This window comes from Corynebacterium bouchesdurhonense (assembly GCF_900078305.2).
GTDB classification, from domain to species: Bacteria; Actinomycetota; Actinomycetes; order Mycobacteriales; family Mycobacteriaceae; genus Corynebacterium; species Corynebacterium bouchesdurhonense.
On sequence record NZ_LT546028.1, the window covers coordinates 1 to 16,978 of the forward strand.

General features: G+C 68.8%; 15 protein-coding genes. 1 reads left to right on the forward strand and 14 read right to left on the reverse strand.

What is annotated here, in order from left to right; translation table 11 throughout:
- A partial coding sequence (locus tag BN4252_RS11430; RefSeq protein ID WP_222859808.1) for a hypothetical protein occupies window positions 1-278 on the forward strand: 278 nt, incomplete at its 5' end.
- Between the two features lie 243 nt (window positions 279-521).
- Here BN4252_RS11430 and tyrS read toward each other — a convergent pair.
- From tyrS to pheS, 14 genes are all read right to left on the reverse strand, one after another.
- Window positions 522-1,805 carry a tyrosine--tRNA ligase gene (tyrS, locus tag BN4252_RS04785; protein WP_066526777.1) on the reverse strand — a complete coding sequence of 428 codons (1,284 nt, stop codon included), beginning with the start codon at window positions 1,803-1,805 and terminating at the stop codon, window positions 522-524.
- 63 nt (window positions 1,806-1,868) lie between these two features.
- Window positions 1,869-2,057: a Trm112 family protein gene (locus BN4252_RS04790; protein ID WP_066526783.1), complete on the reverse strand. Its 189-nt coding sequence runs from the start codon at window positions 2,055-2,057 to the stop codon at window positions 1,869-1,871.
- Window positions 2,058-2,076: 19 nt separating this feature from the next.
- The gene (locus tag BN4252_RS04795) at window positions 2,077-2,712 is read right to left on the reverse strand and encodes a hypothetical protein (protein ID WP_078056774.1); all 636 of its coding nucleotides are present in this window, start codon (window positions 2,710-2,712) and stop codon (window positions 2,077-2,079) included.
- Entirely contained in the window at window positions 2,699-4,300 is a 1,602-nt protein-coding gene (locus tag BN4252_RS04800) for a substrate-binding domain-containing protein (RefSeq protein WP_230208575.1), read from the reverse strand. The genes BN4252_RS04795 and BN4252_RS04800 overlap by 14 nt, the downstream gene beginning before the upstream one ends.
- Window positions 4,297-5,484, reverse strand: a complete 1,188-nt coding sequence (locus BN4252_RS04805) for a hypothetical protein (protein WP_066526792.1) — start codon at window positions 5,482-5,484, stop codon at window positions 4,297-4,299. The genes BN4252_RS04800 and BN4252_RS04805 overlap by 4 nt, the downstream gene beginning before the upstream one ends.
- Before the next feature lie 36 nt (window positions 5,485-5,520).
- Window positions 5,521-6,966, reverse strand: a complete 1,446-nt coding sequence (argH, locus tag BN4252_RS04810; RefSeq protein WP_066526797.1) for an argininosuccinate lyase — start codon at window positions 6,964-6,966, stop codon at window positions 5,521-5,523.
- A gap of 14 nt (window positions 6,967-6,980) precedes the next feature.
- Window positions 6,981-8,189 (reverse strand): argininosuccinate synthase, encoded by a 1,209-nt coding sequence (locus tag BN4252_RS04815; protein WP_066526799.1) that lies wholly within the window; start codon window positions 8,187-8,189, stop codon window positions 6,981-6,983.
- Between the two features lie 65 nt (window positions 8,190-8,254).
- Window positions 8,255-8,761 carry an arginine repressor gene (locus BN4252_RS04820; RefSeq protein ID WP_230208576.1) on the reverse strand — a complete coding sequence of 169 codons (507 nt, stop codon included), beginning with the start codon at window positions 8,759-8,761 and terminating at the stop codon, window positions 8,255-8,257.
- Between the two features lies 1 nt (window position 8,762).
- Entirely contained in the window at window positions 8,763-9,983 is a 1,221-nt protein-coding gene (locus tag BN4252_RS04825; RefSeq protein WP_392389922.1) for an acetylornithine transaminase, read from the reverse strand.
- Window positions 9,980-10,903, reverse strand: coding sequence for an acetylglutamate kinase (argB, locus tag BN4252_RS04830; RefSeq protein ID WP_066529097.1), 924 nt, complete (start codon window positions 10,901-10,903; stop codon window positions 9,980-9,982). Before argB ends, BN4252_RS04825 begins: the two co-directional genes overlap by 4 nt.
- Before the next feature lie 48 nt (window positions 10,904-10,951).
- A complete protein-coding gene (argJ, locus tag BN4252_RS04835) occupies window positions 10,952-12,109 on the reverse strand; it encodes a bifunctional glutamate N-acetyltransferase/amino-acid acetyltransferase ArgJ (protein WP_066526802.1) in 1,158 nt (385 codons plus the stop codon).
- Between the two features lie 74 nt (window positions 12,110-12,183).
- Window positions 12,184-13,233 (reverse strand): N-acetyl-gamma-glutamyl-phosphate reductase, encoded by a 1,050-nt coding sequence (argC, locus tag BN4252_RS04840; RefSeq protein WP_066526805.1) that lies wholly within the window; start codon window positions 13,231-13,233, stop codon window positions 12,184-12,186.
- A 72-nt stretch (window positions 13,234-13,305) separates the two neighbouring features.
- Window positions 13,306-15,810, reverse strand: a complete 2,505-nt coding sequence (gene pheT / locus BN4252_RS04845) for a phenylalanine--tRNA ligase subunit beta (RefSeq protein WP_066526812.1) — start codon at window positions 15,808-15,810, stop codon at window positions 13,306-13,308.
- Between the two features lie 16 nt (window positions 15,811-15,826).
- Window positions 15,827-16,897, reverse strand: a complete 1,071-nt coding sequence (pheS, locus tag BN4252_RS04850; protein ID WP_392389923.1) for a phenylalanine--tRNA ligase subunit alpha — start codon at window positions 16,895-16,897, stop codon at window positions 15,827-15,829.
- Window positions 16,898-16,978: the final 81 nt, after the last annotated feature.

Here is a 16,978-nt window from a genome sequence, read left to right on the forward strand (position 1 = left end):
GCTGGCAAAACAAAAAATCCTTCAATTACAAAAGCATTGGCCCACATCCCGACGGGGACAAAACACAAGACCAACACCGTGAACAATCACATGCCCACAAAGCAGCACCCACCATCAAAGGTTCGCAGGCACCACCACCAGCACACACCAACCAACACCCAAAAAAGAGCACCAGCCAGCAATGCACCACACAGGCACACAACCAATCCACAAACAAAAAATGCATTGGCACACTATCGAGTTCTCAAACAACACACGCACGCTCTGATCCGATCTGATCTCAGCCCGTTTCAAAAGCGGCTTGCGCTACTTTACTGTTTCCCCGTCTCCGTGTCAAAACGCTGAGCGCGTTGTTCTCGGAGGCGATCTTCAGTTGTAGCTGCTACCTAGCGTTTCGGCTTCCGCTCTGCTCGCCGGCAGCGAGGAGAAACATTAACCAGAGGCCGTCAAGCTTGGCAAATCACCAGCTTGACGGCCGTTTTCGCAGTGTCGTTTTCGCAGTGCCGTTTTCGCGGTGCAGCTTACGCATGCACGAGACGCACGCCCGCGAAATTTTTCTTGCCGCGGCGCAGCACCAGCCATTGCCCGTGGAGGAACTGTTCGGGGAGGGCCTCGGATGCGTCGTCAAGCACGCGCTCGTTGTTGATGTACACCCCACCCTCCGAAATGGAGCGACGCGCGGCACCCTTCGAATCCGCGAGTCCGGCGCCGACCAGGAGGTCGACGATGTCGAGCGGCGAGGCGGCGGAGATCTCGTAGACGCCGGTCTCGGACAGTGCGGCCGCGAGCGTGGGCTCGTCGAGGTCCTGCAGATCCGCCTTGCCAAACAGCGCCTGCGCGGCGAGCTCGGCACCGCGGCGCGCCTCTTCGCCGTGGACGAGGTCGGTCATCTCCTGGGCGAGGCGGCGCTGCGCCTCGCGCTTGAAGGGGCGCTCCGCGACCTCTGTCTCCAACGCCGCCAGCTCCTCCTCGCCGAGGAAGGTGAACCACCGCAGGTAGCGGATCACGTCGGCGTCAGCGGTGTTGAGGAAGTACTGGTACCAGGTGTACGGGCTAGTCATCTCGGGGTCGAGCCACAGGGACCCGCCGCCGGTGGACTTGCCAAACTTCTTGCCTTCCGAGTCCGTGACCAGCGGGACGGTCAGCGCGTGGACCGACTCGCCGTCCATGCGGCGGTTCAGGTCCACGCCGGCAACGAGGTTGCCCCACTGGTCGCCGCCCCCGATCTGCAGGATGCAGTTGTACTCGCGGCGCAGCTGCACGAAGTCGTTCGCCTGCAGGAGCATGTACGAGAACTCGGTGTACGAGATGCCGTCCGATTCCAGGCGGCGCTTCACGGTTTCGCGCCCGAGCATGGTGGACAGCGAGAAGTGCTTGCCCACGTCGCGCAGGAGCTCGATGGCAGTGAGGTCCTTTGTCCAGTCGTTATTGTTGACCAGCAGCGCGGCGTTCTCCCCCTCGAAGGAGACGAAGCGGGAGAGCTGGCCCGCGATCCGCTCCGACCACTCTTTCACGGTGTCCTCGCTGTTGAGGGTGCGCTCCCCCACCTCCCGCGGGTCGCCGATCATGCCGGTGGCGCCGCCTGCCAGCACAATCGGGCGGTGGCCCGCGAGCTGGAAACGGCGCAGCATCAGAAGCGGCACCAGGTGCCCCGCGTGCAGGGAGGGGCCGGTCGGGTCGAACCCGCAGTACAAAGTGATCGGGGTGCCGGTGGCCTCGCGCAGCGCGTCGAGGTCCGTCGACTGGTTGATCAGGCCGCGCCACTCGAGCTCGCTGACGATGCCGGCGGAGGTCGCTTCGCTCATTCGGTTGCTCACACTCGTTTCTAGAAGTTTTGCTGGGCTTGTTGCATTGCTTGTCGACGCCCCCTACGCAGCGCCGCCCGCCTCGGGGTACGGCTGCGCCTCGCTGGACAGCAGCACCGGGATCCCGTCCTCGACGCGGTACGCCACGCCGAGGCGCTCGTTGATCAGGAGCTGCTCGGGCTCGCTGTAGGCCAGCGGGCCTTTGTCCTGGGGGCAGACGAGGATTTCCAGCAGCTGCGGGTCAAGGCTCATGGTGCGTAATGCTACCCGCCTACCCGGCGGGATTTTCGTCGAGGCCGGGCAGCGCGCCCAGCTGGGTGCGCAGGTACTGGGCCTGGGAGTCCATCGCGCGGAGGTTGTCGTCGAGGATGCCCTGCTTGATGCGCCCAGCGGCCTGGGACAGCGTGGTCAAAGAGCCCACCACCACCGCCACTGCGCGCGGGTCCCGGTAGTGCGAGCCGCCGACAAACGTCGCGGTGATCTCCGGGTAGTACACCTGGATGATGTTCCACATGGTCTGGCGGTGGTCCGGGGTGGGCTCGAGGTGGTCCCACTCGCCCAGCACGAAGCGGGCATTCGCGTCCAGCTCGCGCGCCCGCGTTTCGACGCCCGCGGGCGGCCCTGCGGCGAGGAGGCGCTGCGTGGTCTCCGCCAGCGTGCGGGCGAGCAGCTGCGGGGTGGGCACCACCGGGGCGGGCTCGAGCTCCGGCCGCCTCGGCGGCGGGGTCAGCGCCGCGCCCGCGCCGTAGGCAGCGAGCGCCGCGATGGGCCAGTACGCCCCGAAGCCGAAGACGATGTGGAGCACCACCACCACGATGGCCATGAGGAGGCCGACCTGGTTCTTGCGGGAGGCGAGGTAGGCCCCCACCGGGTTAGCGCCCTGGCTACTGGGTTTACTGGAAGCCACGGATCTCCTTAAAGGCCTGGTCGAGGTCGCCGTTCATGGCGTCGAACACCGCGCCGCCCGTCAGCTCCGCCAGCTTCTCCATCTCGGCGGTGTTGGCGCTGCCGTAGAGGATCACAAACACCGGGATCCCCCGCTTCTCGGCCGGCAGGTCGCGGTACCGCTCGGCGAACTGCCTGAAGTTCTCGCCGATGTTGGCCTGGCCGTCTCCGAGCAGGACGATCGACGGGATCCCCTCGCTGGTGTCGGCGCGCTCCATCGCCTCGAGCAGCGCCGGGTACAGCGCCGTGCCGCCGGCGGCGCGCAGGGACTCGACGTAGCCGCGGAGCTCGACTGCGGCCTGCGGGTCGGCGCGGTTGTAGGTGGCGGTGACGGGCGGGTGGGGCTCGTCGGAGAAGGACTGGATGGTCACCCGCTCGTTGTCGCGCAGTGAGACGTCGCCCACGTTCGTCGCTGCGGTTCCGTCGATAAGCGAAAGCATGATGGATTGCAGCGAGCTGATCCGCTCGCCTGCCATCGAGCCTGAGGTGTCGAGCACGAACGTGGTGGTGCCCGGCCGGCGGTACTGGTTGTTGTAGGTGTAGAGCAGCTCGTCCACCACGCCCTGGTTGGCGGGGAACGGCAGCTCGATGACCTGCTGGGACGCGATCTCCGCGGGCACCTCGTCCACCTGCGTGACCGGGCGGCGGTAGGTCTCGGCAATCTCCGGCTGGTGGTCCAGCAGCCACGCCGCGAGCCGCTCCACGCGCTCCGCCGCCTCCGGGTGCTTCGGCTCCGCGAGGGTGGAGAGCGGGTAGTCGGCGGAGATCACGCCGTCGTTGGGCACGATCACCCGGATGGGCTGCCCCTGCTCGCGCAGCTGGTGCAGCGTGGACTCGTAGTTGATTATGCCGTCGGCGCGGGAAGGGTCCGCCGCGAAGGCGTCGGCGAGCCATCCCGAGGAGCCGGAGACGAGCGACTGCGCCTTGAACAGCCCCTCGAGGGTGGGGCTGATGCGCTCGAGGTCCGCGGGCGCAATGGCCTCGCCCGTGTCCGCGATTGCGGTGGCGACGGACACGAGCGCGGAAAAGCCCGAATTAGAGGACGCCGGGTTGGTCATGCCGAAGCGGAACTCGCCGGCCTCAGCGGCCGCCGCGAAATCTGCCCACGTCGGCTGCTTCGCGTCCCAGCCGAGCTGGCGGGCCGTGTCCTCCCACACGCCGAAGGCAATGGGGCTGGTGGCAATCTTCGTCTCCGAGGCGAGCTTGGTTTGCGCCCCGATGAGGTTGGTGTAGCGGTTGGTGGCAAACCAGGTTGCGTCAACCACGCGGTCGAACTCGCCGCGGTGCAGCGCCTGCGAGTTGTCCAGCGTGCCGCCGGGGAAGTACATCTCGATGCTGAACCCGAGCTCGCGCGACGCCTGGTCCACCAGGTCGCGCAGGTCCTTCAGCTCGGTGGCGGCGACGATGACGAGATCCGCGCTGGTGTCGCTGCCGCCCCGGGAGCCGCCTGAGCCGCCTGAGCCGCCGTCGGGCTCGGCGGAGCAGCCCGCCAGCGCCAGCGCCGCGATCAGGCTGAGCACACCGAGGATGAGGGCCCGCACGCGTTTCACTGTTCTTCCTCCTGGGTCGGGGGCGGCGCGAGGGTGCCGTAGCGCATCCCCACGCCGTCGATAAGCTGCTCAAGGCGGTCGTAGTTCGGGGGGTCGATCGAGTTGACGTAGTCCGCCGGCGGGTTGAGCCCGCGCTGCTCCATCTCCTCGGCGAGCGAGCCGGACGTGCTCGGCCTGAAGCCGTGCCGGGCGGCGAGGCGCTGGAGCTCCTCATCCTGCGTGAGCAGGCGGGCGAGTTCCTTGCCTTCCGCCGACACGCCCACGATGCCGTGGTTGGCCAGCACCGTCGGGCTCAGCTGCAGCAGCACCATGTCGTCGCGGATGCGGGAGTTGGGCTTGAGCTGCTCTTCGATGAACTGCGCCTCGTAGACCATCACCATCGGCGCGGCCCCCATGCCCTGGCTCAGGTACTCGGCGAACGGCCCGGACGAGGAGGATTCTGAGTAACCCTGGCCAGTGAAAAACGGGGAGATCTGCTCCACCAGGTAGTTCACGTCGCCGGCCTTCGCTGGGTCGCGCTGCTCGAACTCGTAAGCCAATACGGAGAGGTACATCGCAGCCGAGTTGGAGGTGCGGATATCGGTGGAGCGGATCTGCACGGCGCGCGGCGAGGGGAAGGCGTCTCCGAAGTCCCGCCAGCGGGCGCCGGATTTGGCCAGGTCGACGTACTTGGCCATGTCCATCACGTACATGCCGTTGTCCTCGGTGACCACGCCCTGCTGCGCGAGGATGTCCACAATGGGCCGCCAGCTAGCCACCGCCATGGGGGTGAAGAACGGGTATTCAACGGACAGGCCGCTGCCCTGCTCGCGGACCTTCTGGGCGGCCGGCGCGGACGAGGGGAAGACAAAGTCCTCCGCGGCGAGGTCGGTGTTGGTGGCGATGCTGCGCGACCCCGCGGTGGAGAACTCCACCCGGTAGCCCAACTCGGCGAGCCGCGCCGCCACGTCCGGGTCCTCGAAGTAGCCGCGCTTCTCCGAGCCGATGACACCGTGGACGACGGTCACCCCGCCCGCATCGCCCGCACCACCGGTCCCCGGGCCGCCGTCGGCGCCGCCGATTCCGCCCCACCGCCCGAGCACCACGGCCGCCACCACCACCAAAAGAAGTACGGCACCAAGCAGGACGCTGAGACCGCGTCCGCGCTTGGTGCCGGAACTTGATGCGCTGCTGGGGACACTCATACCGTCATCGTAGAGTGCCGCTGCTGGTCGCGCCGCCTAGTTAGCGCCCGCGGGCCGCACTGGGGCCGCAGCCCACTCGCGGTGCCGCGCGTTCGCCGCGTCGACGCGCTCGCGCTGCTCGGCCACCCGCGGCCCGGCGGTGCCGCCGCGGGTTGCGCGCGAGGCCACTGCCCCATCGACGGTGAGCACCTCCCGCACCTCAGGAAGCAATCGCTTATCGACGCTCGCGAGCTCCTCGTCAGTCAACTCATCGAGGCCGACACCCCGGGACTCCGCAATGCGGACGCAGGCGCCCGACGCCTCGTGAGCCTCACGGAACGGCACGCCTTGGCGCACCATCCACTCCGCAAGGTCGGTGGCGAGGGTGTATCCGGCGGGCGCCAGCTCGCGCATCCGGTCCTCGTGGAAGGTCAGAGTGGACACCAGACCGGTAAAGGCGGGCAGGACGAGGCGCAGCTGCGCGACCGAGTCGATCACCGGCTCCTTGTCCTCCTGCAGGTCACGGTTATACGCCAGCGGCTGCGCCTTGAGCGTGGCCATGAGGCCGGCCAGGTTGCCGATAAGTCGGCCGGACTTACCGCGCGCCAGCTCCGCCACGTCCGGGTTCTTCTTCTGCGGCATGATCGACGAGCCGGTGGACCACGCGTCATCGAGGGTGACGTAGCCGAACTCCGGGGTGGACCAGGCGATGATCTCCTCGGCGAAGCGGGACAGGTCGACGGCGATCTGGGCGAGGACGTACGCCGCCTCCGCCGCGAAGTCGCGCGACGCGGTGCCGTCGAGCGAGTTGTCGGCGGAGGAGTCGAACCCGAGCTCCTCGGCTATCGCCTCCGGGTCCAGCTGCAGCGAGGATCCCGCCAGCGCGCCGGAACCGTAGGGAGAGACCGCCAGGCGCTTATCCAGGTCCTCGATGCGCTCGAGGTCGCGCAGCAGCGGCTGGGCGTGCGCCAGCAGGGAGTGCGCCAGCAGGATCGGCTGCGCGGCCTGGAAGTGGGTCTTGCCCGGCATGATCGCGTCCGGGTGGGCCTTCGCCTGGGCCGAGATCGCGTCGATCAAGTCGGCCACGTCCAGCGCCACGCCGCGGACCGCGTCGCGCAGCCACATGCGGAACATGGCGGCCACCTGGTCGTTGCGGGAGCGCCCCGCGCGAAGGCGTCCGCCGACCTCGGGACCGACGCGGTCGATCAGGCCACGCTCCATCGCGCCGTGCACGTCCTCGTCGGTGGGAAGCGGGCCGAAGGTGCCGTCGGCAACGTCACGGCCGAGCTGGTCGAGCCCCCGGAGCATGGTGTCCAAGGTTGCGTCGTCAAGCAGTCCGGCCCTGTGGAGGACCTTGGCGTGCGCCTTCGACGCGAGGACGTCGTAGGGGGCGAGCACCCAGTCGAAGTGGGTGGACACGCTGAGCGCGAACATCGCCTCCGACGGGCCGCCGGAGAACCGACCGCCCCATAGCGCGCCCTCGTTGGTCTTGTGCTGCTCCATTACCTCTTGTGCTCCTAGTTCTGCGCGCCGGCTTCGCGGTCGCGCTTGTTGGCGATCTGCGAGGACAGGCCGTGCAGGCGCACGAAGCCCTTGGCCAGGGTCTGGTCGAAGGAATCGCCCGTGTCGTAGGTGGCCAAGTTGAAGTCGTACAGGGAGTGGTTGGAACGGCGGCCGTTCACCGTCGCGGTACCGGCGTGCAAGACCATGCGGATATCGCCGGTGACGTGCTCCTGGGTGGACTCGATGAAGGCATCGAGGGAGCGCTTCAGCGGGCCGAACCATAGGCCGTCGTAGACCTCCTCGGACCAGCGGGCATCGATCAGACGCTTGTAGCGGGCCAGCTCGCGCTCCACCGTGACATCCTCCAGCGCCTTGTGGGCGGTGATCAGCGCAACCGCGCCCGGCGCCTCGTAAACCTCGCGCGACTTGATGCCCACCAGGCGGTCCTCCACCATGTCCAGGCGGCCGATGCCCTGGGCGCCGGCGCGGCGGTTGAGCTCCTCGATGGCCTCGAGCACGGTCACCGTGCGGCCGTCGATGGCCACGGGCGCGCCGCCCTCGAAGGAGATGATCACCTCGTCCGGGGCGTTGCCCAGCGCCGGGTCCTCCGTGTAGGAGTACAGGTCCTTGGTCGGCGGGTTCCACAGGTCCTCGAGGAAGCCGGTCTCCACGGCGCGTCCCCACACGTTCTGGTCGATGGAGAACGGCGACGCCGCAGACTGCTCGATGGGCAGGTTCTTGTGCTCGGCGTACTCGATGGCCTTGTCGCGGGTCCACGCGTAATCGCGGGCCGGGGCGATGATCTCCAGATCCGGGTTCTGGTTGAGGAAGCCCACCTCGAAACGCACCTGATCGTTGCCCTTGCCGGTACAGCCGTGAGCGACGTGGGTGCCGCCGAACTGCTTGCCGGCCTCCACAAGGTGCTTGACAATCAGCGGGCGGGAGATGGCGGACACCAGCGGGTACTGGCCCATGTACAGGGCGTTCGCCTTGATCGTGGGCAAGCAGTACTCCTCGGCGAACTCGTCCTTGGCATCCACCACGATGGACTCCACGGCGCCGCAGTCGAGGGCACGCTGGCGCACGGACTCCATGTCCTCGCCGCCCTGACCCAGGTCGAGGGAGACGGCGATGACCTCGCCGCCCGTCATCTCCGCCAGGTACGGGATGGCCACCGAGGTGTCGAGGCCACCGGAGTATGCGAGCACTACGCGGTTCGTCATGTTGGATTGAGCTCCTTAATAGCGTGTCTGTTAATAGCGTGTCTGTATTTGTTTAGTGCGGCGGGTTAGTCGCGGCGCCGCGGGGCGGCCGCGAACACATGCTCCACCAGATCTTCGCCCGTGTGCGGCTCGCGGGCGAGCACGAACACGGTGTCGTCGCCGGCGATGCACCCGACAACTTGGTCTAGCCCCACGCGGTCAATGTAGCTGGCCAGGTACTGCGCGGCGCCGGGCGGGGTGCGAAGCACGGCTGTGGAGTACGAGTGGTCCACGGAAATCACCAGCTCCTCGATCATGCGGCCGAGCTTTTCCCGCGGACCGGTCTGCGCATGATCCAGCGCCGCCGGGTCCGAGGCGACCGTGTAGAAGGACCGGCCGCCGTCTAGCGGCCGCACCTTCCGTGCCCCAAGCTCGTCCAGGTCCCGCGACAGCGTGGCCTGGGTAATGTCAATCCCCTCGGCGAGCAGCAGCTCGGAGAGGTGCACCTGCGAGGTCACCCGGTTCGACTCGAGCAGGTCGAGGATGAGTGCCTGGCGCGCGGTGCGCGATACGGGTTGAGTCACGTTAAGCATTTTATGCATTCGCGTTTATCACCTGCGCCAGGGTGTCCGCTAAGCGCTCGGCGGCCTGTTCCAGCTCATCATCCGTGATGATCAGCGGCGGCGTGAAGCGGAGCACCCGCTCGCTCGTGGCGTTGATGATCAGCCCGTGGTCCAGCGCCGCGGCCACCGCCTGCTTCGCCACCGGGGCGTCGAGCACCGCGGCCAGCATCAGACCCCTGCCGCGCACCTCGGCCACACCGCCGATAGTTGCGAGGCGCCGCGCGAAGGCGGCGCCCTTGCGGCGCACCTCGGCCAAGAACGCGTCGTCCACCGCGCCCAGCACCGCCTCGGCCGCGGCGCAGGACACCGGGTTGCCGCCGAAGGTGGTGCCGTGCGTGCCGGGGGCGAAGGTGGCGGCCACCTCGCCGGTGGCGATCACCGCTCCGATTGGCAGGCCGCCGCCGAGGCCCTTCGCCATGGTGACGATGTCCGGGCGGGTGTCGGCGGGCAGGTCGTGCTGGAACGCGAAGAAGTCGCCGGTGCGCCCCACGCCCGTCTGCACCTCGTCTGTAACGAGCAGGATCGAGTGGGCGTCGCAAAGCAAACGAAGCTCCTCGATAAACCCCTCCGGCGCCGGCACCACCCCGGTCTCGCCCTGGATGGGCTCGATGAAGATGGCGGCGGTGTCCGCCGGGTTGATGTCCACGAGTTTGCGTACGTAATCGATGTCGCCGTAGGGGTAGAACTCCACGCCCGGGGCGACGGGCTCGAACGGCGCGCGCTTGGCGGGTTGGCCCGTGAGTGCGAGCGCGCCCATGGTGCGGCCGTGGAAGCCGTGGTGCGCCGCGAGGATCCGGCGGCGGCCGGTGAGCCTGGCCAGCTTGAACGCCGCCTCGTTGGCCTCCGCGCCGGAGTTGCAGAAGAACACCCGCGCCGACGGGTCCCCGAACCGCGCAGCGAGTTCCCCCGCCACGCGCACCGGTGGGCCGGCGGCGAAAAAGTTCGACACGTGGCCGAGCTGCGCCACCTGGCGCTGCACCGCCTCCACCACGGCCGGGTGGGCGTGGCCGAGGGCGTTGACGGCGATGCCGGCCAGGAGGTCGAGGTACTCGTTGCCCTGCTCATCAACCACCGTCGATCCGCGGCCCGACACCAGGGCGCGCTGGGGGCGGCCGTAGTTGTTCATCAGGTGTGTATCCCACGCGCCGAGGATCGCGCCCGGCCCGCCGGCGGGTGTGGTTTGCTCGGTCACTGCTCATCCTTCCTGAACACCGCGCCGTGCGGGTACTCGCTGGCGTCGAACGCATCCGGCAGCACCATGGTGCCGATGCCGCCCATGGTGAACAGCTCCAGCAGCACCGAGTGCGGGATGCGCCCGTCGATCACGTGGGCGGCCTTCGCTCCCCCGGTTACGGCCCTAAGGCAGGCCTCCATCTTGGGAATCATGCCGGAGCCCAGCGACGGCAGCAGTGCCTCCAGCTCGCTCGCGCCGATCTTGGACAGCAGCGACTCCTCGCTGGGCCAGTCGGTGTAAAGGCCCGCCACATTGGTAAGCACCACCAGGCGTTCCGCGCCGATGGCCGCGGCGAGCGCGCCTGCCGCCTCATCCGCGTTGACGTTGTACACGGCGCCGTCTTTACCGGGCGCGATACTGGAGACGACCGGGATGCGGCCCGCCTCGATGATGTCCATCACCGCCGCCGGGTTGACGTCGGTGATGGTGCCCACCAGCCCGATGTCTTGTGGCTTCCCGTCCACCTCCACGAATCGTTTGGCGGCGGTGAACAGGCCGGCGTCCTCGCCCGAGGTGCCCACCGCATAGGGCCCGTAGGAGTTGATCCTGCCCAGCAGGTCACGCCCGACCTGCCCGAAGAGGACCATGCGCACCACGTTCAGTATCTCCGGGGTGGTCACCCGGAACCCGCCAACAAACTCGCCGCCGTCGAGGCCGAGCCGGCCCAGCATGTCGGTGATCTGCGGCCCCCCGCCGTGCACCACCACAGGTTTCACGCCCACGGTGCGCAGGAACACCATGTCCGCGGCGAAGGCGGACTTGAGCTCCTCGTCGATCATGGCGTTGCCGCCGTACTTCACCACCACAATCTTGTCGCGGTAGTGCTGCAGCCACGGCAGCGCCTCCGCCAGCACGTGGGCGCGCAGCTCGTTGCTCATGTCCGCGCTGATCGCATCAAAATCCACGGTATCCTCCTTCGTGCCTGTTTACGTGCTGTACGCCGAGTTGATTTCCACGTACGAGTGCGACAGGTCGGTAGTGCGCACCGTGGCCTGTCCCGGGCCGCCGGTGCCCAGGTCCACCTCCACGTCGATGTCTGCGCCGCTCAGGTCCACGTCGCGCGCGCCCGGTGCCCCCGCCGAGGCAACGCACACCGGGTGGCCGTTGAAGGACACCGAGATGTTGTCCGGGTCCATCTCCGCGTCCGCCATCCCCACCGCCGCCAGCGTGCGACCCCAGTTCGGGTCGGAGCCGAACATCGCGCACTTGAACAGGTTGTCGCGGCCGATGGTGCGCGCGGCGTTGAGCGCCTGCCGGTCGTCCGCCGTGCCGCGGACGGTGATGCTCACGCGCTTGGTCACGCCCTCGGCGTCCGCCTGCATCTGCCGCGCCAGGTCGGCGCACACCGCGTGCACCGCCTCGTCCACCTCGGCCTGGGACGGGGTGCGGCCGCTCGCCCCGGAGGCCATCGCGATCACGGTGTCGTTGGTGGAGGTGGAGCCGTCGATGTCGAGCGTGTCAAAGGTTGCGGCCGTGGCCTTGCGCAGGGCCTCACCGAGGGCTTCATTGCTTATCGACGCATCCGTGACGATCAACGCCAACATCGTCGCGAGCGAGGGGGCCATCATGCCCACCCCCTTGCCCATGGCTGCCACAGTCCATCCGTCGCCCTGGACACTCGCCTGTTTGGACACCGTGTCGGTGGTCAGGATCGCCTCGGCCGCAGCCGCGCCGTTGTCCCCGAGTGCCGGCACCAGGGTGTCCACCCCGGCCAGCACCAGGTCCATCGGCAGCGGCTCCCCGATCAACCCGGTGGAGCACACCGCCACGTCGCCCGCCTCGACGCCCAGGCCGGCCGCGGCGCGGGCCTGCGCCGCCCGCGCGTCGGCGTCGCCTTGCGCGCCGTTGCAGGCGTTGGCGTTGCCGGAATTGAACAGCACGGCGCGCAGCTGCCCGTCGGCTACGGCCTCGCGGCTCACCTTCACGGGCGAGGCCGTGACGCGGTTGCGGGTGAAGACAGCCGCCGCGCTGTACTCGGGGCCCTGGTTGACCACCAGCGCCATGTCCGGTTTGCCGGAGGGCTTGATCCCCGCGGTGGTCGCCGCCGCGAGGAAGCCCTGGGGCGTGGTCACCGTTGCGTTCACTGTTTGCTCCTTGTAGACGTCATGTTCTGATCCGCGTTTCTGATCTGCGCCGCGCGCATGCGGCGGCCCGGCGCTTAGGGCGCCACGCCTTGGCGGGGCAGCCCGGCGGTCTCACCCAACCCGAGCGCGAGGTTCATGCACTGCACGGCGGCGCCGGCGGTGCCCTTGGTCAGGTTGTCGATGGCGGAGGTCATAAGCACCACCCCGGCGCCGGCGTCCACCTCGACTTGGACGTGGCACATGTTGGATCCCACCACGTTCTGGGTCTGCGGCTGCTCGCCCTCGGGCAGTACCCACACGAACGGCTCGTCGGCGTAGAACTCCTCGTACGCTGCGCGCAGCTGATCGGGCTGGGCGCCGAGAGAGCCGGCGAGCGGGGCGGTCACGGTGGTCAGGATTCCCCGGGGCAGCGGGGCCAGCACCGGCGTGAAGCTCACCGTGACGGGCCCGTCTGTCACCTCAGCGATGTTCTGCGCGATCTCGGGGGTGTGGCGGTGCTTCCCCGCCGTGTTGTACGCCTTCAGCGAGCCCATGGTCTCAGCACCCAGCATGCCCACGGCGGCCTTCTTCCCCGCCCCGGAGACGCCGGTGATGGACACCACCCGCAGGTCCGGTTCCACCAACCCCGCCTGCACGGCGGGCAGCGCCGCCAGGGTCGCGCCCGTGGGGAAACACCCCGGCACGGCCACGCGCTTGGCTCCGGCGAGCAGCTCGCGGTGGCCGGGCATCTCCGGGATCCCGTACGGCCAGTGTCCCGCGTGCTCCGAGCCGTAGTAGTGCTCCCACGCGCCCGCATCCCGCAAGCGGTGGTCGGCGGCGCAGTCAATCACCACGGTGCGCTCCCCCAGCGCCGCCGCCACCCGCGCGGAGTGCCCGTGCGGGAGCGCCAGAAACACCACGTCGTGCCCGTCGAGGGTTTTCGGCGTGGTGTCCTCGATGGCCCGCCCGGCCAGCTGCGGCAGGTGCGGCAGCGTGGCCGCCGCCGACTGGCCCGCGCTGGAGTGGGCAGTGAGCGCGCCGATCTCCATATCTCCCGCCAGGTAGGCGGGGTGGTTGAGCAGGAGGCGGAGGATCTCCGCCCCCGCATATCCGGTCGCGCCGGCAACGGCCACTGTAAACGCCATGCCGCCACAGTAGCGAATTATGCACCCAGCCGCAAAATATGCGGCCAGGTGCCTACCCCGCTCGGTCTCCCCCTAACCGCGCATGACCGCACCGTGCGCGATTTCGGCCGCCTGGGCCGCACGCAGGCGCGCCTCGGACGCCTCGTCCTCGGTCAACGTCCGGTCGCCCGCGCGGAAGACCAGACCGAAGGCCAGGGACTTCTTGGCTTCGCCCAGCTGCTCGGAGCGGTAGACGTCGAACAGCGACACCGATTCGAGGAGCTCGCCCGCGGCCTCTTCAACGGTGCGGCGCACCGCTTCGGCCGGCACGGCCTCGTCCACCACCAGCGCAATGTCCTGGTGCACGGCCGGGAACGCAGAGAGCATCGGCGCCGGCAGCTCCGCGTCGAACGGCAGCGCGGTGAGGTCGATCTCCATCGCGCAGGTGCGCGCCGGCAGCTCGAGCGCCTCCAGCACCTGCGGGTGCAGCTCGCCTGCGTGGCCCACCACGGTCCCGTTTACCTTCAGGGCCGCGCAGCGACCCGGGTGCCACGGCAGGTACTCGGCCGCTGCAACCTCGAGGCGCACGCCCGCCGCCGCGGCTACAACCTGCGCGGACTGGATCGCGTCCGCCCATGTGTAGTCCCGTCCCGGGCCGAAGGGGCCCTCGAGCTCCTGCTTGCCCACTGCCACCGTGGCGGCGTGCAGGTGCTGCTCCGGCAGGGACTCGAGGAGCTCGCGCAGGGTCTTCTCGTCCGGGCGGGCGGCCACGCTCGGCAGCGGCGAGACGTCGCCGCGCTTCTGGGCCGTCTGCGCCACCGAGTAGAGCGCCAGGTCTCGGCGGCCGCGGGACACGTTGCGCCCCACCGCCTCGAGCATTGGCGGCAGCAGCGTGGTGCCCAGCACCCCGTACTCCGCGTCGAGCGGGTTCTGCACCTTCACGGTGTTGCGGCGCGGGTCTCCGGCCTCGAGCCCCCACACGTCGAAGGTGTCGTTCTTCATAAACGGCGTCGGGATGATCTCCGCGTACCCGGAGTAGGCCAGCGCGTGGGTCACGGCGCGGCGGCGGCGCTGCAGCGGCGACAGCCCGCGCCCGCCCTTCGGCGTGGGCAGGATAGACGGGATCTCGTCGAGCCCCTCGAGGCGCACGATCTCCTCCACCAACTCCACCGGCACGGTCAGGTCGCCGCGCCACGTCGGCGGCGTGACCTCCGCCTCGTCGCGGGCGATCTCCACCTCGCAGCCCACCTCGCGCAGGCGCCGGGCCACGGTCTCCGCCGAGTACTCCACGCCGATCAGCTCGGAGGGGCGGGACACGCGCATCGTGATCGGCTCGCGGGCCGGCACACCGCCCACGATGGTGCCGCGCGCGGAGATTTCGCCGCCGGCGATGTCCACCAGCAGCGCGCACGCCACGTCTAGGGCCACCTCGACCAGCTGCGGGTCTACGCCGCGCTCGAAGCGTCGGGAAGCCTCTGAGCTCAACTTGTGGTGCCGCGCGGTCTTCGCCACCGTGAGCTCGTCCCAGGTGGCGGCCTCGAAGTACACGTTCACCGTCTCGTCCGAGATCTCCGAGGTGGTGCCGCCCATCACGCCGGCCAGGGACTGGATGCCATTGTCATCCGCGATCACCACGTCCGTCGGCAGCAGGGTGCGCGTGACGTGGTCGAGGGTCTCGAACTGCTCGCCGGCCTCGGCGTTGCGCACGCGCAGGTTGCCGGCGATCTTGTCAGCGTCGAACGCGTGCATCGGCTGGCCCAGCAGCAGCATCACGTAGTTGGTCACGTCGGTCGCCGCGTTCACCGAGCGCACGCCGCTGAGCATCAGCTCGCGCTGCATCCAAAACGGCGTCGGCGCCGCCGGATCGATCCCCTCCACCTTGCGCAACCCGAAGCGCTTCGCCTTGGTGGAAGGCTCCAGGTCCACATCGATGAGCTTTTCGCTTATCGACGCAACCTTGCCCACCTCAACCCCAGCCACCGCCGGCGCCTCGGCCGGATCCGTGTACTCGAGGCCGAAGGCGGAGGCGATCTCGCGGGCGAGCCCGCGGGCGGACAGGGCGTAGCCGCGGTCCGGGGTGACGTTGACGTCGAAGACCGTGTCACGCAAGCCCAGCACCCCGCGCGCATCCTCGCCCGGGGTGTGCTCGCCGTCGAGGGTGATGATGCCCTCGCTCTTCGCGGTCAGGCCAAGCTCCGCGGCGGAGGCGAGCATGCCGTTGGAGATGTGGTCGTACGTCTCGCGGGCGGCGATGGCGAAGCCGCCGGGCAGGACGGCGCCGGGCAGGGATACGACCACGGTGTCGCCCTCGGCAAAGTTCCGCGCGCCGCAGATGATCCCCTGCGGCTCGCCGGTGCCGTTGGCCTGGCCCACGTCGACCTGGCAGTAGCGGATCGGCTTCTTGAAACCGGTGAGCTCCTCGATCTCAAGGACGCGGCCGAACACCAGCGGGCCGGTGGTCTCCTCAATGGGCGCGTAGCCCTCCGTCTCGAACCCGACGCGCACGAACCCGGCGTCGAGCTCCTCGTCGGTAACGCTCCAGCCCTCGTTGCCCGCGTTGTTCAGCAGGCGAATGATCCAATTCTTCGAAATCAGCATTGTTTCTCTCCTGCCTCTATGCCTGCACGCCGAACGGGATGGTGAAACGGACGTCGCCCTCGACCATGTCGCGCATGTCCGTCAGGCCGTTGCGGAACTGCAGCGTGCGCTCGAGCCCCATGCCGAACGCGAAGCCCGTGTAGACCTCCGGGTCCACGCCGACGGCGCGCAGCACATTCGGGTTGACCATGCCGCAGCCACCCCACTCGATCCAGCCCGCGCCGCCCTTCTTGTTGGGGAACCAGACGTCCACCTCCGCAGACGGCTCGGTGAACGGGAAGTAGTTGGTGCGCATGCGGGTGCGCGTCTCCGGGCCGAACAGGGTCTTGGCCAGGTGGTCGAGCGTGCCGCGCAGGTGCGCCATGGTCAGGCCCTTGTCCACCGCGAGGCCCTCCACCTGGTGGAAGACCGGGGTGTGGGTGGCGTCCAGCTCGTCGGTGCGGAACACGCGGCCGGGGCAAGCGATGTAGATGGGTACGTCACGCTCGAGCATGGTGCGCACCTGCACCGGGGAGGTGTGGGTGCGCAGCACCTGCTTCGAGCCCTCCTCGCCGATGTAGAAGGTGTCCTGCAGGGTGCGCGCGGGGTGGTCCGGGATGAAATTCAGGGCGTCGAAGTTGAAGTACTCGGCCTCCACCTCGGGCCCCTCGGCAACTTCCCAGCCCATGCCGATGAAGATGTCCGCGATCTGCTCGCTCAGCGTGGTGATGGGGTGCATCGCACCTGCCTGGGAGCGCGCGGTGGGCAGCGTGACGTCCACCGCCTCCTCGCGCAGCTGGCGCTCGCGGTGCTCGGCCTCGCGCAGCTGGCGCAGCTCCGAGTAGCGCTTCTCGGCCCGGCCGCGGGCCATGTTCACAAATCGGCCGGCGTCCTTGCGCTGGTCCTTCGGCAGGGTGCCCAGCGCGCGGCGGGCCTGCGGGATCGGCGCCTTCTCCCCCAGGTGTGCGCGGTGCGCCTCCTCGAGAGCCGCGAGGTCCGCCGCCGCCTCGAAGGCCGCAATCGCATCGTCGGCCGCCAGGTTCAGCGCGTCCTCGGTCAGTTCGATATCCGGAATGGGGTTCGCGTTTTCGGCCACGCTCGTGTTCACCCGCACCTTTCAACATGGGCGCCGCGCGCCCGCAAGCGGTCCGCGGCGGTGTCGGTTTTCAGCGTTCACTACTGTACCCGC